Source organism: Bordetella parapertussis (assembly GCF_020735925.1).
Classification (GTDB): Bacteria; Pseudomonadota; Gammaproteobacteria; order Burkholderiales; family Burkholderiaceae_B; genus Bordetella; species Bordetella pertussis.
Genome location: NZ_CP085971.1, coordinates 3,620,473 through 3,636,133 on the forward strand (window position 1 = coordinate 3,620,473; position 15,661 = coordinate 3,636,133).

Annotated in this window: 15 protein-coding genes and 1 other RNA gene; 7 read left to right on the forward strand and 9 right to left on the reverse strand. The window is 66.3% G+C overall.

Features of this window, described 5'->3' with window-relative positions; translation table 11 throughout:
* Positions 1-14: 14 nt before the first annotated feature.
* Together LK409_RS17045 and ilvD are read right to left on the reverse strand one after the other, a co-directional pair.
* Positions 15-347 carry a c-type cytochrome gene (locus tag LK409_RS17045; protein WP_010929235.1) on the reverse strand — a complete coding sequence of 111 codons (333 nt, stop codon included), beginning with the start codon at positions 345-347 and terminating at the stop codon, positions 15-17.
* On the reverse strand, positions 331-2,016 hold the full coding sequence (gene ilvD / locus LK409_RS17050; protein ID WP_010929236.1) for a dihydroxy-acid dehydratase: 1,686 nt from the start codon (positions 2,014-2,016) through the stop codon (positions 331-333). The genes LK409_RS17045 and ilvD overlap by 17 nt, the downstream gene beginning before the upstream one ends.
* A gap of 119 nt (positions 2,017-2,135) precedes the next feature.
* On the opposite strand from ilvD, the gene lgt reads away from it, so the two are divergent.
* Positions 2,136-2,924 carry a prolipoprotein diacylglyceryl transferase gene (gene lgt / locus LK409_RS17055; protein WP_010929237.1) on the forward strand — a complete coding sequence of 263 codons (789 nt, stop codon included), beginning with the start codon at positions 2,136-2,138 and terminating at the stop codon, positions 2,922-2,924.
* Here the strand turns inward: lgt and LK409_RS17060 are convergent.
* The 4 genes from LK409_RS17060 to LK409_RS17075 form a co-directional block, all read right to left on the reverse strand.
* Entirely contained in the window at positions 2,899-3,669 is a 771-nt protein-coding gene (locus LK409_RS17060) for an SIMPL domain-containing protein (protein WP_003814609.1), read from the reverse strand. The two genes, lgt and LK409_RS17060, sit on opposite strands and share 26 nt — an antisense overlap.
* Before the next feature lie 75 nt (positions 3,670-3,744).
* Positions 3,745-3,930: non-coding RNA, 6S RNA (gene ssrS, locus LK409_RS17065), on the reverse strand.
* Positions 3,931-3,982: 52 nt separating this feature from the next.
* The gene (locus LK409_RS17070; RefSeq protein WP_003814611.1) at positions 3,983-4,294 is read right to left on the reverse strand and encodes a cell division protein ZapA; all 312 of its coding nucleotides are present in this window, start codon (positions 4,292-4,294) and stop codon (positions 3,983-3,985) included.
* Positions 4,294-4,824, reverse strand: coding sequence for a hypothetical protein (locus LK409_RS17075; protein WP_003814613.1), 531 nt, complete (start codon positions 4,822-4,824; stop codon positions 4,294-4,296). The genes LK409_RS17070 and LK409_RS17075 overlap by 1 nt, the downstream gene beginning before the upstream one ends.
* Before the next feature lie 352 nt (positions 4,825-5,176).
* Between LK409_RS17075 and LK409_RS17080 the strand changes: the two genes are divergently transcribed.
* Both LK409_RS17080 and LK409_RS17085 read left to right on the forward strand, forming a co-directional pair.
* Positions 5,177-5,641, forward strand: a complete 465-nt coding sequence (locus tag LK409_RS17080) for a tripartite tricarboxylate transporter TctB family protein (RefSeq protein ID WP_003820744.1) — start codon at positions 5,177-5,179, stop codon at positions 5,639-5,641.
* Positions 5,642-5,655: 14 nt separating this feature from the next.
* A complete protein-coding gene (locus tag LK409_RS17085; RefSeq protein WP_010929238.1) occupies positions 5,656-7,161 on the forward strand; it encodes a tripartite tricarboxylate transporter permease in 1,506 nt (501 codons plus the stop codon).
* 66 nt (positions 7,162-7,227) lie between these two features.
* On the opposite strand, the gene LK409_RS17090 is transcribed toward LK409_RS17085, so the two are convergent.
* A complete protein-coding gene (locus tag LK409_RS17090; RefSeq protein ID WP_010927279.1) occupies positions 7,228-8,448 on the reverse strand; it encodes an ISL3-like element IS1001 family transposase in 1,221 nt (406 codons plus the stop codon).
* A gap of 281 nt (positions 8,449-8,729) precedes the next feature.
* On the opposite strand from LK409_RS17090, the gene LK409_RS17095 reads away from it, so the two are divergent.
* Both LK409_RS17095 and LK409_RS17100 read left to right on the forward strand, forming a co-directional pair.
* The gene (locus LK409_RS17095) at positions 8,730-10,337 is read left to right on the forward strand and encodes a gamma-glutamyltransferase family protein (RefSeq protein ID WP_010929239.1); all 1,608 of its coding nucleotides are present in this window, start codon (positions 8,730-8,732) and stop codon (positions 10,335-10,337) included.
* Between the two features lie 55 nt (positions 10,338-10,392).
* The gene (locus tag LK409_RS17100; protein ID WP_010929240.1) at positions 10,393-11,301 is read left to right on the forward strand and encodes an NAD(P)-dependent oxidoreductase; all 909 of its coding nucleotides are present in this window, start codon (positions 10,393-10,395) and stop codon (positions 11,299-11,301) included.
* A 48-nt stretch (positions 11,302-11,349) separates the two neighbouring features.
* Here LK409_RS17100 and LK409_RS17105 read toward each other — a convergent pair whose 3' ends face one another.
* Positions 11,350-11,979 (reverse strand): FMN-dependent NADH-azoreductase, encoded by a 630-nt coding sequence (locus LK409_RS17105; protein WP_010929241.1) that lies wholly within the window; start codon positions 11,977-11,979, stop codon positions 11,350-11,352.
* 121 nt (positions 11,980-12,100) lie between these two features.
* On the opposite strand from LK409_RS17105, the gene LK409_RS17110 reads away from it, so the two are divergent.
* Positions 12,101-13,024: a LysR family transcriptional regulator gene (locus LK409_RS17110; protein ID WP_004567628.1), complete on the forward strand. Its 924-nt coding sequence runs from the start codon at positions 12,101-12,103 to the stop codon at positions 13,022-13,024.
* 8 nt (positions 13,025-13,032) lie between these two features.
* Here LK409_RS17110 and LK409_RS17115 read toward each other — a convergent pair whose 3' ends face one another.
* A complete protein-coding gene (locus LK409_RS17115; protein WP_003820736.1) occupies positions 13,033-13,431 on the reverse strand; it encodes a type III secretion system chaperone family protein in 399 nt (132 codons plus the stop codon).
* A 242-nt stretch (positions 13,432-13,673) separates the two neighbouring features.
* Here LK409_RS17115 and bopC point away from each other — a divergent pair, with 242 nt between their 5' ends.
* A complete protein-coding gene (gene bopC / locus LK409_RS17120; RefSeq protein WP_010929242.1) occupies positions 13,674-15,647 on the forward strand; it encodes a type III secretion system effector BopC in 1,974 nt (657 codons plus the stop codon).
* Positions 15,648-15,661: the final 14 nt, after the last annotated feature.

Below are 15,661 nucleotides of genomic sequence, written 5' to 3' on the forward strand. Positions count from 1 at the left end.
TCCGGAAAGAATGCTCAGGGCTTGGCGGGCAAGGACAGGATCCACTCGGCCAGCGCATGCGCGTCGGCGTCGCTGACCTGCGGCTGGGCCGGCATGGGCACCGCGCCCCAGGCGCCGCGCCCGCCGCCACGGATCTTGCCCGCCAGATAGGCCGCGGCCTCGGACTGCCCCGCGTAGCGTTCGGATATGCTGCGCAAAGGCGGCCCCACCCGCTTGCTGTCGACCTGATGGCAGGCCATACAGTTCTTGTTGCGCGCCAGCGCCTCGCCAGCCGGCTGCGCGCCGGCGCTACCGCCGGCCAGACAGGCCAGGACCGCCCACGCGGCCAGACTACTCTTCAAATGCATCGGTTACTGCCCCACGGCTGGCGGTACAGGCCAGCTTGCCGAACTTGGCAAGCACGCCGCGCACATAGCGCGGCTTGGGCTGGGCCCAAGCCTTGCGACGAGCCGCCATTTCCTCATCGCTGATGTTGAGCTGCAGCAGCAGCTGATGGGCATCGATGGTAACCGAATCGCCCTCGCGAATCAGCGCGATCGGCCCGCCGACGAACGCCTCGGGCGCCACGTGCCCGACCACCATGCCCCAGGTGCCGCCGGAAAACCGCCCGTCGGTGATCAGGCCGACGGTTTCGCCCAACCCCTGGCCGACCAGCGCGGAAGTGGGCGCGAGCATCTCGCGCATGCCTGGACCGCCCTTGGGGCCCTCGTAGCGGATCACCACCACATCGCCATCGCGGATGCGGCGGTCCATGATGGCGGACATGGCATCGTCTTCGGAATCGAACACGCGCGCCGGGCCGGTAATGACCGGATTCTTCAACCCGGTGATCTTGGCCACGCAGCCTTCCGGCGAAAGATTGCCCTTGAGTATCGCCAGGTGCCCCTGCGGGTAGAACGCGCGTTCGATGGGCATGATGACGTCCTGCCCGGGCGGCGGCGCATCGGGTACGTTCGCCAGCGTCTCGGCCACGGTCTTGCCGGTGATGGTGATGCAATCGCCATGCAACAGGCCGGCGTTCAGCAGGATCTTCATCACTTGTGGGATGCCGCCGGCGCGATGCAGGTCGGTCGCCACGTACTTGCCGGACGGCTTGAGATCGCAGATGACCGGCACGCGCTTGCGGATGCGCTCGAAGTCGTCGATGTTCCACGGCACTTCCGCCGCGTGGGCGATGGCGAGGAAGTGCAGCACGGCGTTGGTCGAGCCGCCCGTGGCCATGATCACCGCCACGGCGTTCTCGATGGAAGCGCGGGTGATGATGTCGCGCGGCCGCAGCTGGCGCCGCACCGCCTCGACCAGCACGCGCGCCGATTCCGCCGCCGACGCGACTTTCTCCTGGTCCTCGTTGGCCATGGTGCTGGAATGAGGCAGGCTCATCCCCATGGCCTCGAAGGCCGAGCTCATGGTGTTGGCCGTGTACATGCCGCCGCAGGAACCCGACCCGGGGATGGCGCATTGCTCGATGGCCTTGAAGTCGGTTTCGTCCATGCGGCCCATGGTGTATTCGCCGACGGCTTCGAACACCGATACGATGGTCAGGTCCTTGCCCTTGTAGTGGCCGGGCTTGATGGTGCCGCCATACACGTAGATGCCGGGCACATTCATGCGCGCGAGCGCCATCATGCCGCCGGGCATGTTCTTGTCGCATCCGCCGATGACCACCACGCCATCCATCCACTGCCCCTGCGCGGCGGTCTCGATGCAGTCGGCGATGACCTCGCGCAACACCAGCGAATACTTCATTCCTTCGGTGCCCATGGACATGCCATCGGAAATCGTCGGCGTGCCGAACACCTGGGGGTTGGCGCGGGAGACGCGGATGGCCTCGATCGCCGCGTCGGCCAGGCGCTGCAGCCCGCTGTTGCATGGAGTGATCGTGGAATGTCCGTTGGCCACGCCGATCATCGGATTCTGGAAATCCGCCTCGGTGTAGCCCAGCGCGTAGTACATGGCCCGATTGGGCGCGCGCGCCACGCCCTCGGTAATGTGACGGGAACGATTGTTGTCGGACATGGTCTTGTCTCCAGGTGCGTAGGCCCATGCCGGGCCGGCCAGATCGCTGTCGGAAGGCAGCGCTACGGAACAACACGCTCGCCGGTTATTATCGGACATCTTCTTGCGCCAGGCGGAACATGCTTCAGTACCCTCAAATCGACCCCGTAGCCCTGCGTATCGGCCCGCTCGCCATCCATTGGTATGGATTGATGTATCTGATCGGATTCGCGCTGGTCTATGCGCTCGGCCGCCGCCGCATCACGTCAGGCCATACGACCTCGATGACGGTGCGCGACCTGGAAGACCTGATTTTCTACAGCGTGCTGGGCGTGGTGCTGGGCGGGCGGCTGGGCTATGTCCTGTTCTACAAGCCCGCCTACTATCTGGCCAACCCGCTGGAGATTTTTTATCTGTGGGAAGGCGGCATGTCGTTCCACGGCGGCCTGATCGGCGTCATCGTGGTAATGCTGCTGTTCGCCCACAAGAAGCGGCTGGGCTTTTTCACCGTGAGCGATTTCATCGCGCCGCTGATTCCGCTGGGTCTGGCCGCCGGCCGCCTGGGCAATTTCATCAATGGCGAATTGTGGGGCCGGCCGACCGACGTACCCTGGGCGATGGTCTTCCCGCAATCGGGCGACGGGCTGCCGCGGCACCCGTCCCAGCTCTACGAACTGGGCCTGGAAGGCATCGTCCTGTTCGCGCTGCTGTGGTGGTATTCGAGCAAGCCCCGCGCGGCGGGGCAGGTAAGCGCCATGTTCCTGATGGGTTATGGCGCATTCCGGTTCCTGGTGGAGTTCACGCGCGAACCGGACAACTTCCTGGGGCTGCTGGCGGCCGGACTCAGCATGGGGCAATGGCTGTCGATACCCATGGTGCTGGCCGGCGCCGGCCTGTACCTGTTTACTGCAAGGCCACCGTCCCGTTGACGGCGATGCTGACGGTGACTTCGCCCGCCTCGAGGGGAGCCTCGGGGTTGGGCGCGCCGCCGCCGGCGTCCTTGGCCATCATCATCTGCGCGCCCACCGCGCGCGGGACGGGCGCCCCGCCGCTGCCGCCCAGGTCCAGCTTGATCAGGCGATAACCCGAAAAGCCGAAGGCATTGGCCGCGGCCAGCGCGCGCTCGCGAAACGCCGTGGCGGCCTGGCTGAGCAGCTTGCGCTCCTCGGCTTCGCGGCCGGCGCGCGACAGCTGGAAACTGATGTTGGTGATGGCGGTCTTGTCGCCCAGCTTGGCAGCCAGCGCCGAGGCCGCCTGGAAGTCCTTGGACTCGAGCACGACCTCGCCCTGGCCGCGCCAGTTGATGACCTTGCCCTTGGAGTTGGTATTGGGCCACACGTTGTAGCCGCCGGTGCGCACGTCGATGTTCTTGGCGCCGCGCGCGCGCTTGACGACGTCCTCGAGCGCGGCCGACAGCTTCTTGCCGGCGCCCGGCTGGTCATTGGCCTCGACCTCGGCGGACAGGGTGATGCGCACCGTATCCTGCTTGACCTCGGAAGACGCGCTCGCCTGCAGCGTCAGCTCGGGCGCGCGGCTGGCGCTGTCGGCCTGGGCCTGCGGCGCCGCCGCGGGCGGCTGCGATTGGGCAAGGACGGGCTGCGCGGCGGCCAGGGCCAGGGCGGCAGCGCATGCGGCGCCCAGCCGGGTCAGCGAAAACGCGGAATGTCGAAGCATGGTGGACCTGTGAGGGAACGTGGGGGAGGGAGAGAGACATCCGAAGGCAGGCCTGCGATACAGGCCTGCCTGGATAGATGCCCCGCCTGTGCCGTCAAGGCCGGCATCTCGAACCCTGAGGTTCAAGGTGGTCGCGATCCGAAGAGCATCGGGTTCGTCTACGAGTAGACGATCACTCCAGCTCTACACTCCCGCAACCCATATGCCGTAAGACATAGGTTCAGAGAATGTATGGCCAAGTCACGAGCACGGCAGGGACAAACCATGAATACTGCATGAATTCCGATACTGCGCGCGGGTTACCGCGTTGACGCTAGAGCAGCTTTTCCTGTCCGGACAGCGCGTCGTCCAGCATCAAATTCATTTCCTCGATTCTACGCTTGAAGTCGCCCACCGCCAAACCGCCCAGCGGACCATCCGGCGCCTTCATGGCGAGCAGTTCGCCAGCAACTTGCAGCGCCGCCATCACGGCGATGCGCTCGTTGCTGGACACCTTGCCCGAACCTTGAATACGCAGCATGAGCTGGTCGACATGGCGCACGGCGGCCATGAGCACGGGTTTTTCTTCAGCGGAGCACGCCAGCGAGTAGTCGCGCCCCAGAATCGTGACGTCCACACGTTCCATTACGATTGCTCCCCGGCCGGCGCGCCCGGCAGGCGGGCCAGCACGGCGTCGATACGTTCGCGCGCCGTCGAGGCGGCCACGCGCAGGCGTTGCAGATCGGTGTCGCGCGCCCGCAGGTTGCCCTGCAGCTCGGCCTCGCGCGCACTGACGCGGGACTCCAGCGCCTGGCGTTCGGCGGCTTCGCGCGCCAGTTGCTCGCGCAGCGCGACTTCGGTCTGCTGCGCCTCGGCCAACTGGGTCGCGGTGGCGCCGTCGTGCTCGCGCAAGCGGGCCTGCAAAGCCTGCAGCTCCGTCTCGAAATCGGCGCAACGCTGCTTGAGCTTGCGCTGTTCGGATTCGCTGTCGTTCAGGCGGACACGCAACGCGTCACGCTCGGCATGCAGATGCCGGGTGCGTTGCACCAATTGCCCGATACGGGCGGCGAGTTGGTCGAGGTCTTGCAGCATGGGCGCTATCGTAAACCATCCGGGAACCGAACGGGCCTCTTCACGCAAGCTGAGAAACACGGCAATATTCGGTAGAACCTGCATTTGCCGCTTTGCGGCGCGGCCCTGGCGCCATGAGCGCCCGCCAGCCGGCTTGGCTGTCGGCCAGCTGTCTGCAAACTTTCAGTTTGCTTTCATTCTGGCTTCGCCACGGCGATCCCGTTACACATTCAAGCCCCCGCAGGTGCATTTCTAGGGAAAACCCCGAGCAACTGGCGGAAAACCAGGGTTTCCAGCGCCCTTGCCCTCCATTACCATTCGGCCTTCAAAAATACGCAAGCGCCGATTTCAGAAAACCAAACGGCACCACCAAGTGCCTTTTTTGTGCCCGCCACCCAGCACGAGCCGGAGCAGGCAGTCTTTTAAATACATGCTGTAAAACAGGAGCCAACCAATCATGCAGCTACGCAATCGACAGGACTTCTGGTCGGGGGTGATGTTCATCGTCCTCGGACTGGGATTTTCCTGGCAAGCCAGCAGCTACCAAATGGGTACTGCCGCCCGCATGGGGCCGGGATACTTTCCTTTCTGGCTGGGGCTCGTCCTGGCTTTGTTGGGCGCCATCGTGCTGATCAGCGCGCTGTCCAAGAAAGCCACAGAGACAGCGGTCGAAGGCTTCGATTGGCGCATCGTTTTCCTGGTGGTGGGCTCGGTCGTCCTGTACGCCCTGATCCTCAAGCCGCTGGGTGTCTATCTGTCCGTCTTCATCCTCGTGGTAGTCAGCAGCCTGGCCAGCCACGAATTCAGTTGGAAGGTGGCCGTTGCCAACGGCATCTTCCTCGTGGTCTTCAGCTATCTGGCGTTCATCAAGGGACTCGGCCTGATTTTCCCGCTGTGGCCGTCGTTTCTGGGCATGAACTAAGGAGACCATGAGTCATGGAATTGTTTGACAACCTGATGCTGGGTTTCTCGGTGGCGTTCACCCCCGAGAACCTGGCGTACGCATTGCTCGGCTGCATCCTGGGCACCCTGATCGGCGTGTTGCCGGGCATCGGCCCGGTTCCGACCATCGCCATGCTGCTGCCCATCACCTATGTGCTGCCGCCGGTGGCCGGCCTGATCATGCTTGCCGGTATTTACTACGGCGCCCAGTACGGCGGCTCGACCACGGCCATCCTGGTCGCGCTACCCGGCGAGACGTCAGCGGTGGTGACCGTGCTCGACGGCCACCAGATGGCCCGCAATGGCCGCGCCGGCGCCGCCCTGGCCATCGCCGCCCTGGGCTCGTTCTTCGCCGGTTGCGTCGCCACGCTGCTGCTGGCTGCCTTCGCGCCCCCGCTGGCCGAAGTCGCCTTCAAGTTCGGCCCGGCCGAATACTTCTCGCTCATGGTGCTGGGCCTGGTGGGTGCGGTGGTGCTGGCTTCGGGCTCGCTGCCCAAGGCCATCGCCATGATCATCCTCGGCCTGCTGCTGGGCATGGTCGGCACCGACGTGAACTCCGACGTGGCCCGCTATGACTTCGGCATCCCCGAGCTGCAGGACGGCATCGACTTCGCCATCGTCGCCATGGGCGTGTTCGGCTTCGCCGAAATCATGACCAACCTGGAGCAGAAGGAAAACCGCGTCGACATCACCGACAAGATCGGCTCGCTGTATCCGAACTTCCAGGAATTCAAGGAAGCCGCCCCGGCCGTGGTGCGCGGCACCGCCCTGGGTTCGGCCCTGGGCATCCTGCCGGGCGGCGGCGCCGTGCTGTCCTCGTTCGCCTCCTACACGCTCGAGAAGAAAATCTCGAAGAACCCGGAGCGCTTCGGCAAGGGCCACCCGGCCGGCCTGGCCGGTCCCGAGTCGGCCAACAACGCGGCCGCGCAGACCTCGTTCATCCCGCTGCTGACCCTGGGCATCCCGGGCAACGCGGTGATGGCGCTGATGGTCGGCGCGATGACCATCCACAACATCCAGCCGGGCCCGCAGGTCATGACCAGCCACCCCGAGCTGTTCTGGGGCCTGATCGCCTCGATGTGGATCGGCAACCTGATGCTGGTGGTGCTGAACCTGCCGCTGATCGGCCTGTGGGTCAAGCTGCTGAAAGTGCCCTACCGCATCCTGTTCCCGGCCATCCTGGTGTTCTGCACCATCGGCGTGTACTCGTTGAACTACAACACGTTCGACATCTTCATGACCGCGGCCTTCGGCGTGGTGGGCTACGTGTGGGCCAAGCTGAAATGCGAAGGCGCGCCGCTGCTGCTGGGCCTGGTGCTGGGCCCCATGATGGAAGAGAACTTCCGGCGCGCGCTGCTGCTGTCGCGTGGCGACTTCAGCACCTTCGTGACGCGCCCGCTGTCGGCGACCCTGCTGGCCGTCGCGCTCTTCCTGGTGGTGCTGGTGGCGCTGCCGGCGATCCGCAAGAAGCGCGAGGAAACCTTCGTCGAGGAAGAATGATCCCTCGATGCGGCCGGCGCCTGCCGGCCGGCGCGAACCGGGCCCTCGGGCCCGGTTTTTTTGGGTTCATCGCGCATTGCCGGGGAAGGCGGCACGGATTTTGAGGAAGAAGTATTCCTGGTCGCGGTAGCCGTAAGCGCGCCGCTTGATGACCTTGATAGTGTTGTTGATGCCCTCGACAATGCTGGTGTTCAGGGGATGTCGGCATCTGGCCAGGATGCCGTGCAGATAGCCTTTCAAGCGCTGAGCGAAGGTGTTCAAGGCGGCTATTCCGCTTTGCTCGGCCTGCTCGTACCAGTGGTTCCAGGCTTGTCTTGCCCAGGCAGGTCTTTGGTAGAACCAGAGCCGTTTGAGTTCGTCACGCAGGACATAGACCGTCAGCAGCGGCTGGTTGGCTTGCAGCAATTCGTCGAGCCGGACGGCCTGCTGCCGATCCAGGTTGTCACGGTTGCGCAGCAGCAGCCAGCGACTCGATTTGATGATCCTGCGTGCGGGACGATCCTGGCGTAGTTGATTGGCCTGATCCACGCGCACCCGATCAATGACCTCTCGTCCATACTTGGCCACGACATGGAACAAGTCATAGACGATCTCCGCCTGTGGGCTGTGGGCCTGGATCTCCAACTCGTAGGCGGTGGTCATGTCGATGGCAACGGCCTTGATGCGTTGGGCGGCCCCAGGCGGCAATTGTTCGAAGAACGCCCGGGCCGTCTCGCGTGAGCGTCCTGGGCCAATCCACAGCACCTGCCTGCCGATCGGATCGACCACCACTGTCGCGTAGCGATGCCCTTTGTGCAGGGCAAACTCGTCCATCGCCAAATACTCGATCTTGGACCAATCCGGTTCGCGCACCGACGCACGCAGCCGAGCCTTGTCCAGCGTCTTGACGGTATGCCAACCCAGCTCGAAGAACCTCGCCACCGCCTGCACGTTGCTCGATTGCAGCAATTGGCTGCAGGCCTGCGCCAGCCGATCCGTCACCCGTTGATATCGCCCCAGCCAGGCAAGCCGCTCCAGGCGCGGGCCGCCGCATTGCTCACACCACAAGCGTCGGCGCGGCACGTGCAGAACGACCCGATACTCGAATAACGGCAGATCTCGCACCCGTCGAACCGTGGTCTCATGCACCTGGCGACACCGCGCGCCGCACTGCTCGCACAGCATCACCTTGGCCGTTGGCTTCAAATAGATCGACAGCGTGCGCCCTGGGTCTTCGGGCCATTCCACGCGTTCGACGCCATAGCCCTGCCAGCCTCCCAGCGACTCCAGCAACTTGCGATCCAGCATCTCCCTGCACTCCTGATGGCAAATACCTGCCGTCAAGAATACGAAAACTTGCCAAACCCCTCCACGCTATTGCGCGATGAACCTTTTTTTTTGCCTCGGCTTCGCAGTGCCGCATGCCTGTCCTGCCCCGACGCGCGGGGTGCCGGTCCCCGCAGGGACGGGCGCCCCGTACGCCATGGGCACCAGGCCGTAAGATTTCAAACTGCAACCAATCACAACAAATTTGACATGAATCGGCCGCGAGTGCGTTAAGCTACGGGTTTACCCGTGTCTATCGGCTTGTGATGAAGTTCGATTGGAACAACCCCTACCCCAGCACCCGGATTCCTGTTTTCGCGCGCAACGTGGTCGCCACGTCCCACCCGCTGGCGGCGCAGGCCGGGCTGCGCATCCTGGCGCTCGGGGGCAACGCCGCGGATGCGGCGGTGGCCAGCGCCGCGACGCTGGCGCTGGTCGAGCCAGCCAGCAATGGCCTGGGCTCGGATTGTTTCGCCCTGGTCTGGGATGGCGCCCGCCTGCATGGCCTGAACGCCTCGGGCACCGCCCCGGCGGCGTGGAGCCCCGGCTATTTCCAGCGCAAGCATCAGGGCGCGATCCCGCTGCGCGGCTGGGACAGCGTGACCATACCGGGCTGCGTGGCGGGCTGGGCCAGCCTGCACGACAAGCTGGGCAGCCTGCCCTTCGCCGACGTGCTGGCGCCCGCCATCGAATATGCCGAGCGCGGCTTCGCGGTGCCCCCGACGGTGCAGCGAAGATGGGCTGACCAGGTGGACCCGCTGCGCAGCCTGCCCGGATTCGCCGAACACTTCCTGCCGCATGGACGCGCGCCCGAGGTGGGCGAGCATTTCGTGCTGGCGGGCGCGGCCGCCACGCTGCGGCGCATTGCCGCCAGCGGCGGACGCGATTTCTACGAAGGCGAAACAGCGCAGAAGCTGGTGGCGCACGCGCAGGCCCACGAGGCGGCGCTGACGCTGGGCGACCTGCGCGATTATGCGCCGCAATGGGTCGAGCCCATCAGCCAGGCCTACCGCGGCCATGCGTTGCACCAGCTGCCGCCCAATGGGCAGGGCCTGGCGGCCCTGATCGCGCTGGGGATCGTCGAACACTTCGACCTGGCATCGCGCCCCGCCGAACATCCGGATACCCAGCACATCCTGATCGAAGCCATGAAGCTGGCGTTTGCCGATGTCCATGCGCACGTGGCCGACGCAGCGCACATGCGCATTCGCGTCGAACAGCTGCTGGACCCGGCCTACCTGGCCGAACGCGCGCGCCTGATCGACCTGCGCCGCGCTCGCGTCTACAACGCCGCGCAGGCGCCGCAAGGCGGCACCGTCTACCTCGCATGCGCCGACCGCAATGGCATGATGGTCAGTTTCACCCAGTCCAATTACATGGGGTTCGGATCCGGCATCGTGGTGCCGGGCACCGGCATCAGCCTGCAGAACCGCGGCTGCTGCTTCAGCATGGACCCCGATCATCCGAACGTCGTGGGCGGCGGCAAGCGTCCGTTCCACACCGGCATTCCCGCCTTCCTGACGCAGGATGGCGCGCCACTGATGAGTTTCGGCATCATGGGCGGCAACATGCAGCCGCAGGGACATCTGCAGGCGCTGGTGCGCATGCTCGACTATCGGCAGCAGCCGCAGGCGGCATGCGATGCGCCGCGCTGGAAATGGAACCGCGGACTCTCGGTCGATATCGAGGCCGCCATGCCCGCGCAGGTGACCGACGCCCTGCGTGCCCGCGGCCATATCGTGGAGGTCGCGGCGCCGACCGACAAGGATTTCGGTTCGGGCCAGTTCATCTGGCGCCTGGGGGATCCGGCGGTCGATGGCTATGTCGCGGCCAGCGACAGCCGCCGCGACGGACTCGCCGCGGGCTTTTGATTGCGTTAAGGTTACTGTCCTGTATCCCAACAGCGCCCTTTAACGGAGATCCGGCATGGCCACCATCGGCTCGAAGACGTACGACACCACCACCCCGCGCAACGTCGCTTTCCTGGGCCTGGGCGTCATGGGCCTGCCCATGGCCGGTCACCTGGCCCGCGCGGGCCATCAGGTCACGGTCTACAACCGCACGGCAGCCAAGGCGCAGGCCTGGGCCGCCGAATTCGGCGGCAAGGCGGCCGCCGCCACGCCGCGCGAAGCCGCGGCAGGCGCGCAAATCGTGTTCTGCTGTGTCGGCAACGACGACGACCTGCGCAGCGTGGTGCTGGGCGCGGACGGCGCCTTCGCCGGCATGCAGGCCGGCGCGGTCTTCGTCGACCACACCACCGCCTCGGCCGATGTGGCGCGCGAACTCCATGCGGCGGCGCGCGAACTGAATCTGCAGTTCATCGATGCGCCGGTCTCCGGCGGCCAGGCCGGCGCCGTCAATGGCGCGCTGACCATCATGTGCGGCGGCGACAGCGCCACGTTCGAGGACATCAAGCCCGTGGCGCACGCCTTCGGCCGCGCCGTGACGCTGGTGGGCCCGCCGGGAGCCGGCCAACTGGCCAAGATGGTCAACCAGGTCTGCATCGCCGGCGTGGTGCAAGGCCTGTCCGAAGCCATCGCTTTCGGCCAGACCGCAGGGTTGGACATGAAGCTGGTGCTGGACGTGATCAGCAAGGGCGCCGCGCAAAGCTGGCAGATGGAAAACCGCGGCGCCACGATGGTGGACGACCAGTTCGATTTCGGTTTCGCGGTCGACTGGATGCGCAAGGACCTCGGCCTGGTGCTGGCCGAGGCGCGCAACAATGGCGCACGCCTGCCACTGACCGCCCTGGTGGACCAGTTTTACGGCGATGTGCAGAAAATGGGCGGCAACCGCTGGGATACGTCCAGCCTCATCAAGCGGCTGCGCGACTGAGGCCGCGGCGCCGGCCGCTCGCAGCCCGGGCGGCCGGCGCCCGTTCGATCAGGCCGCCGCCAGACCCTGGCGCGCATCCAGCGACAGCGCATCGATGCGCTGCCTGGCCAGGGCCAACCCTTCCTGGGCGGCCAGCTCGCCCATCGCCATGCCTTCGGCCGCGATGAACGTCACGTCGGTCATGCCCAGGAAGGCCAGCATCTGCTTCAGGTAGGGCGTCATCGTGTCGTCGGGCGTACCCTCGGACTTGCCGCCGCGAGCGATCAGCATCAGCACCTGCTTGCCCTGCACCAGGCCTTCGGGCTTGCCTTCGGCCGTATAGCGGAACGTCACGCCGGCGCGGGCGATATGGTCGATATAGCTCTTGAACTGGGCCGGCAGGTTGAAGTTGTAGACCGGCACGGCGAAGACGATGCGATCGGCATCGAAGAGTTCGGCGACCAGGTCATCGCTGAGCGCGGCGATGCGCTGCTGCTCCGCGTTGCGCGCCTCGGCGGGCGTGAACAGCGCCCCGACCGTCGCGCCGTCGAAATACGGCACGGGATCGGCGGCCAGATCGCGGATCTTGACCGTGCCGCCGGGTTCGGACTGCTTCAGGCGGGCCAGCAGATGGTCGGCCAGTTGCTTGGAATTCGAACGATCGCCAAGGATCGAGGACAGGATGACGAGGGTTTTCATAAGGTGGGCCTCCAGTGGTACGGCGTCGTGCCGTGTAGCCATGGCGTTACTTTAAGAGGCATCATTGTTTACATAAACCCGGTTAAGATGAACTGTTCGTTCTGAATTTAGAACAATTTTCATGCAAGACCTCAACGACCTCTACTACTTCGCCCAAGTCGTCGAGCAAGGCGGCTTCAGTGCGGCATCGCGGGTGCTCGATATCCCGAAATCCCGCCTGTCGCGCCGCATCTCGCAACTGGAGGACCGCCTGGGGGTGCGCCTGCTGCAACGCACGACGCGCCGCCTGCGCCTGACCACGGCCGGCGAACGCTACCTGCACTACTGCCAGGAAATGACGGCGTCCGCGCGTGCGGCCGAGGACGCCATGCGGCAGCTGCAATCCGAGCCCGCGGGCCCGGTGGTGGTCAGTTGCCCGGTGTCGATTGCCCAGCAGATGCTGGCGCCGCTGCTGCCGGAATTCCTCGACGCCTGGCCGTCGGTATCGGTGCAGCTGCTGGTCACCAACCGGCGGGTGGACGTGATCCGGGAGGGCGTGGACCTGGCCTTGCGCGTGCGCACCAAGCTGGATACCGATGCCGAGCTGGTGGTCAAGCATCTGGGCATAGCCAGCGGCACCCTGGTGGCAAGCCCCGCCTACCTGCAACGCCATGGCACGCCCGAAACGCCGCAGGAGCTGGCTTCGCACCGCACGCTCAGCTTCAACGACCCGCAGAACGAAGTGCGCTGGCCGCTGACCAACCAGCGCGGGGAGTCGGTCGACGTTGCCGTGCAGCCGGTGCTGGCCAGCAATGACTTCATCGTGCTGACCCAGGCCGCGGTGCGCGGGCGCGGCATCGCGCTGCTGCCGTCGATGGCCAGCGAAGCGGAGCTGCGGCGCGGCGAGCTGGTGCGGGTACTGCCGGACTGGCGCTCGCCGGAAGGCATCGTGCATTGCATCTACCCGTCGCGGCGCGGCATGATGCCCGCCGTGCGCGCTTTCCTGGACTTTCTTGCCAAGCGCGTGCCCCCGCTGGTGCGCCAGAGCGACACGGCCCGGCCGTAGGGCCGGCCTCAGGCCTTGCGGCCGGCGACCTCGGCCGTGCCCTGCGGCGCCGGCGGCGCGGCGGCCGGGGCCATGAGGGCCGCGGCGCGCGCCGCGACCCGCACCAGCAACGCGTGCAATTGCTCGGCCGTCAGGCGGCCGACATGCTCGCGCGCCCACAGGATGGCCTCGCCCTGCTCGGACAGGTCCAGCAGCACGGGCGGCCACTGCGCCAGGCTGTTGACCAGCGCCGCGCCCGGTAGCGGATCGGGCGCCGGACCGAGCGGCAGCAGCACGGTCACCATGTCGTCCTCGCATCCGATATGGACCGCCCATTGCTCATCGATGGCCAGGGAGGTGACCGGCTCGTCGGCGCCAGCGGGCAGCCCCAGCAGGTGGCGCAGATTACGGATGAGCAAGGGGAACATAGGCGTCTCCTGGGCATGTGCACGGATGGGGCCACATATGTTGCCCTCCCCGGCGCCCGGCCTTAATCAGGCGAACGCTGCCCGCCTTGGGGGAAAGCGGCCAAACGGGCACGGACTTCTCCGCGCCGCGCGGGACGCGTAGAACGCCGGACAGGCCGCGGTTACCAACATGGCACCCGGCGGGCTGGCTGTCGCCCGCGCCGCATCCGGCCATCGCCGCCCAAACCACGGAGGACCCGCATATGTTGAGCAACAACGTCAATCCGGTCGTCGGCCTGTCGTACCGCCCCCTGCCCGAGACGCCGCCCAGCGGCCAGGCCGCCGCACATCCCTCCATGCGCCTGCTCGAGCCGAACAACGACGAGTTCGTGCGCAGCGTGGCCAGCCCGCGCCTGCGCCACAGCAGCGAGGCGCTGCGCGAAGTCAAGCACGATGTCAGGCAGTTCCAGGCCAGCGGCGACCGCTCGCTGCAGCAGCTGCGCGACCTGGAAGTGGCGCTCAATCACTGGGAGGCCAGCCAGCCCAAGGAGTTCGCCAAGCGCGGCGGCATGGTGGCCGAATTGCGCACCGCCATCGACGCCTACAAGCAGCAGCTGCAGGAGCATGCGCCCAGCCATGCCAATCTGGACGTGAAATGGCTGGATGGGCTGCGCGCCGGGTCGATGGCGCTGCAAGGCGACGTCAAGGTCTGGATGCAGAACCTCGAAGACCTGCATACGCGGCGTCCCGACGAATTCACCGCCCGCCTGCAGCAATCCACCGACGCGCTGTACAGCCACCTGGAGGCCCAATGGGCGAAGCAACACGGAACGCCGCCCACGGCGAGCGACGTCGTGGGCATGCCGCAATGGCAGGAATACACCGCCATGCTGCGCGAGCGCTTCGCGGGCCTGGACACCATACGCCCCAACCTGACGGCCGAGGAAAACGGCGTCGCCATCCTCAAGACGCAGACGCAGCTACTGGCTTTGCAGCGGGCGCAGGAAGCGCTGCAGGCCAGCCTGGCCGACGGCGTCTCGCACCAGGGCGACGTCGGACTGCTGCGCACCCAGTTGCTGGCCGGCATGGTCGAAGGATTGATCGCCCTGCAGCAGGCCGACGACGATAGCGCGCTATGGAGCCGCGCTCCTGCCGCCGATAGCGGCGGCCGCCTGTCCGTCGAAAGCGGCGCCAAAGCCAGCGCCGATTTCGAGGCGCCGGCCAGCAAGGGCGAACTGCTCAGGGGCAAGGGCATCAGCGGCGAAGCCGTGCTGGAGGCGTTCGCCAACATCGAGATGAGCGTGAGCGGCTCGCGCGCCGGCGCCGCCGGCGAGGCGGAAGGCTCGTTGCGGCTGTACGGCGAGTCCACGGCACGCGCCGAGGTGTCCGGGTCGTTCGAGCCTTCCGCCCTGTCGGCCAGCATCGGGCGCGAGGAGGCCGACGGCGATACCGAGGCCAGCTCCAACGCCGTGCTGTCGCTGAACGTGAGCGCCGAACTGTCGAGCAAGCTGGGGCTGGAAGCCCAGGGATCGGTGACGCTGGGCAGCCTGCTCAAGCTGGATGCCGAAGGACGCGCGGAAGTCGGCGCCAGCGCCGAGGTTTCGGGCACGGCGGCGATCGACAAGCGCACCGACGGCCTCGGCGTGCGCCTGGAAAGCCAGGCCGAAGCCTTCGTGGGCCTGAAGGCCGAAGGAACGTTGACGGCCAACCTGCTGCACAGCAAGTATGCCGAGGCGCACGGGCTGACCGCCTCGGTCACCGGCAGCGCCAATGTCGGACTGGGAGCCACGGCCGAGGGCAAGCTGGTGGCCAGCCCCGGCCAGTTCGAAATGGGCGGCGAGGTCGGCACCACGCTCGGCGTGGGCGGCAATATCGGCTGGAACAGCAAGGTCGACGTCAACGCTTCGACCGCCTACGCCTACGAACTGGCCTCGGCGGCCATGGCGCGCTTTGACGCCTTACGCGCCAGCCAGCTCGACCATGACGCCAAGACCAGCGGCAACGAAAGCCAGCTCAACCGCCTGGCGGCCAGCCTGCAATCGCACATCGACGCGACCAGCCACAAACTGGATGCACTGAACAGCGCCGGGGTCGAACACCGGATCCGCAAGGTGGACGGGTTTGCGGGCGACGGCGCCCAGGCGGCGGCCGGCCTGGCGGCACAAATGGCCTTGGTGGGAACGGGCGCGGACCTCAGCCACGACATCAAGATCACGGCGCTGAATCTGCGCGCATGACGGCGAGGCGTTCG

Excerpts from the sequence above, each read along its gene's own strand:
- LK409_RS17045 (WP_010929235.1), bottom strand. The coding sequence starts at position 347 with ATGCATTTGAAGAGTAGTCTGGCCGCGTGGGCGGTCCTGGCCTGTCTG.
- ilvD (WP_010929236.1), bottom strand. The coding sequence starts at position 2,016 with ATGTCCGACAACAATCGTTCCCGTCACATTACCGAGGGCGTGGCGCGC.
- lgt (WP_010929237.1), top strand. The coding sequence starts at position 2,136 with ATGCTTCAGTACCCTCAAATCGACCCCGTAGCCCTGCGTATCGGCCCG.
- LK409_RS17060 (WP_003814609.1), bottom strand. The coding sequence starts at position 3,669 with ATGCTTCGACATTCCGCGTTTTCGCTGACCCGGCTGGGCGCCGCATGC.
- LK409_RS17070 (WP_003814611.1), bottom strand. The coding sequence starts at position 4,294 with ATGGAACGTGTGGACGTCACGATTCTGGGGCGCGACTACTCGCTGGCG.
- LK409_RS17075 (WP_003814613.1), bottom strand. The coding sequence starts at position 4,824 with ATGCAGGTTCTACCGAATATTGCCGTGTTTCTCAGCTTGCGTGAAGAG.
- LK409_RS17080 (WP_003820744.1), top strand. The coding sequence starts at position 5,177 with ATGCAGCTACGCAATCGACAGGACTTCTGGTCGGGGGTGATGTTCATC.
- LK409_RS17085 (WP_010929238.1), top strand. The coding sequence starts at position 5,656 with ATGGAATTGTTTGACAACCTGATGCTGGGTTTCTCGGTGGCGTTCACC.
- LK409_RS17090 (WP_010927279.1), bottom strand. The coding sequence starts at position 8,448 with ATGCTGGATCGCAAGTTGCTGGAGTCGCTGGGAGGCTGGCAGGGCTAT.
- LK409_RS17100 (WP_010929240.1), top strand. The coding sequence starts at position 10,393 with ATGGCCACCATCGGCTCGAAGACGTACGACACCACCACCCCGCGCAAC.
- LK409_RS17105 (WP_010929241.1), bottom strand. The coding sequence starts at position 11,979 with ATGAAAACCCTCGTCATCCTGTCCTCGATCCTTGGCGATCGTTCGAAT.
- LK409_RS17110 (WP_004567628.1), top strand. The coding sequence starts at position 12,101 with ATGCAAGACCTCAACGACCTCTACTACTTCGCCCAAGTCGTCGAGCAA.
- LK409_RS17115 (WP_003820736.1), bottom strand. The coding sequence starts at position 13,431 with ATGTTCCCCTTGCTCATCCGTAATCTGCGCCACCTGCTGGGGCTGCCC.
- bopC (WP_010929242.1), top strand. The coding sequence starts at position 13,674 with ATGTTGAGCAACAACGTCAATCCGGTCGTCGGCCTGTCGTACCGCCCC.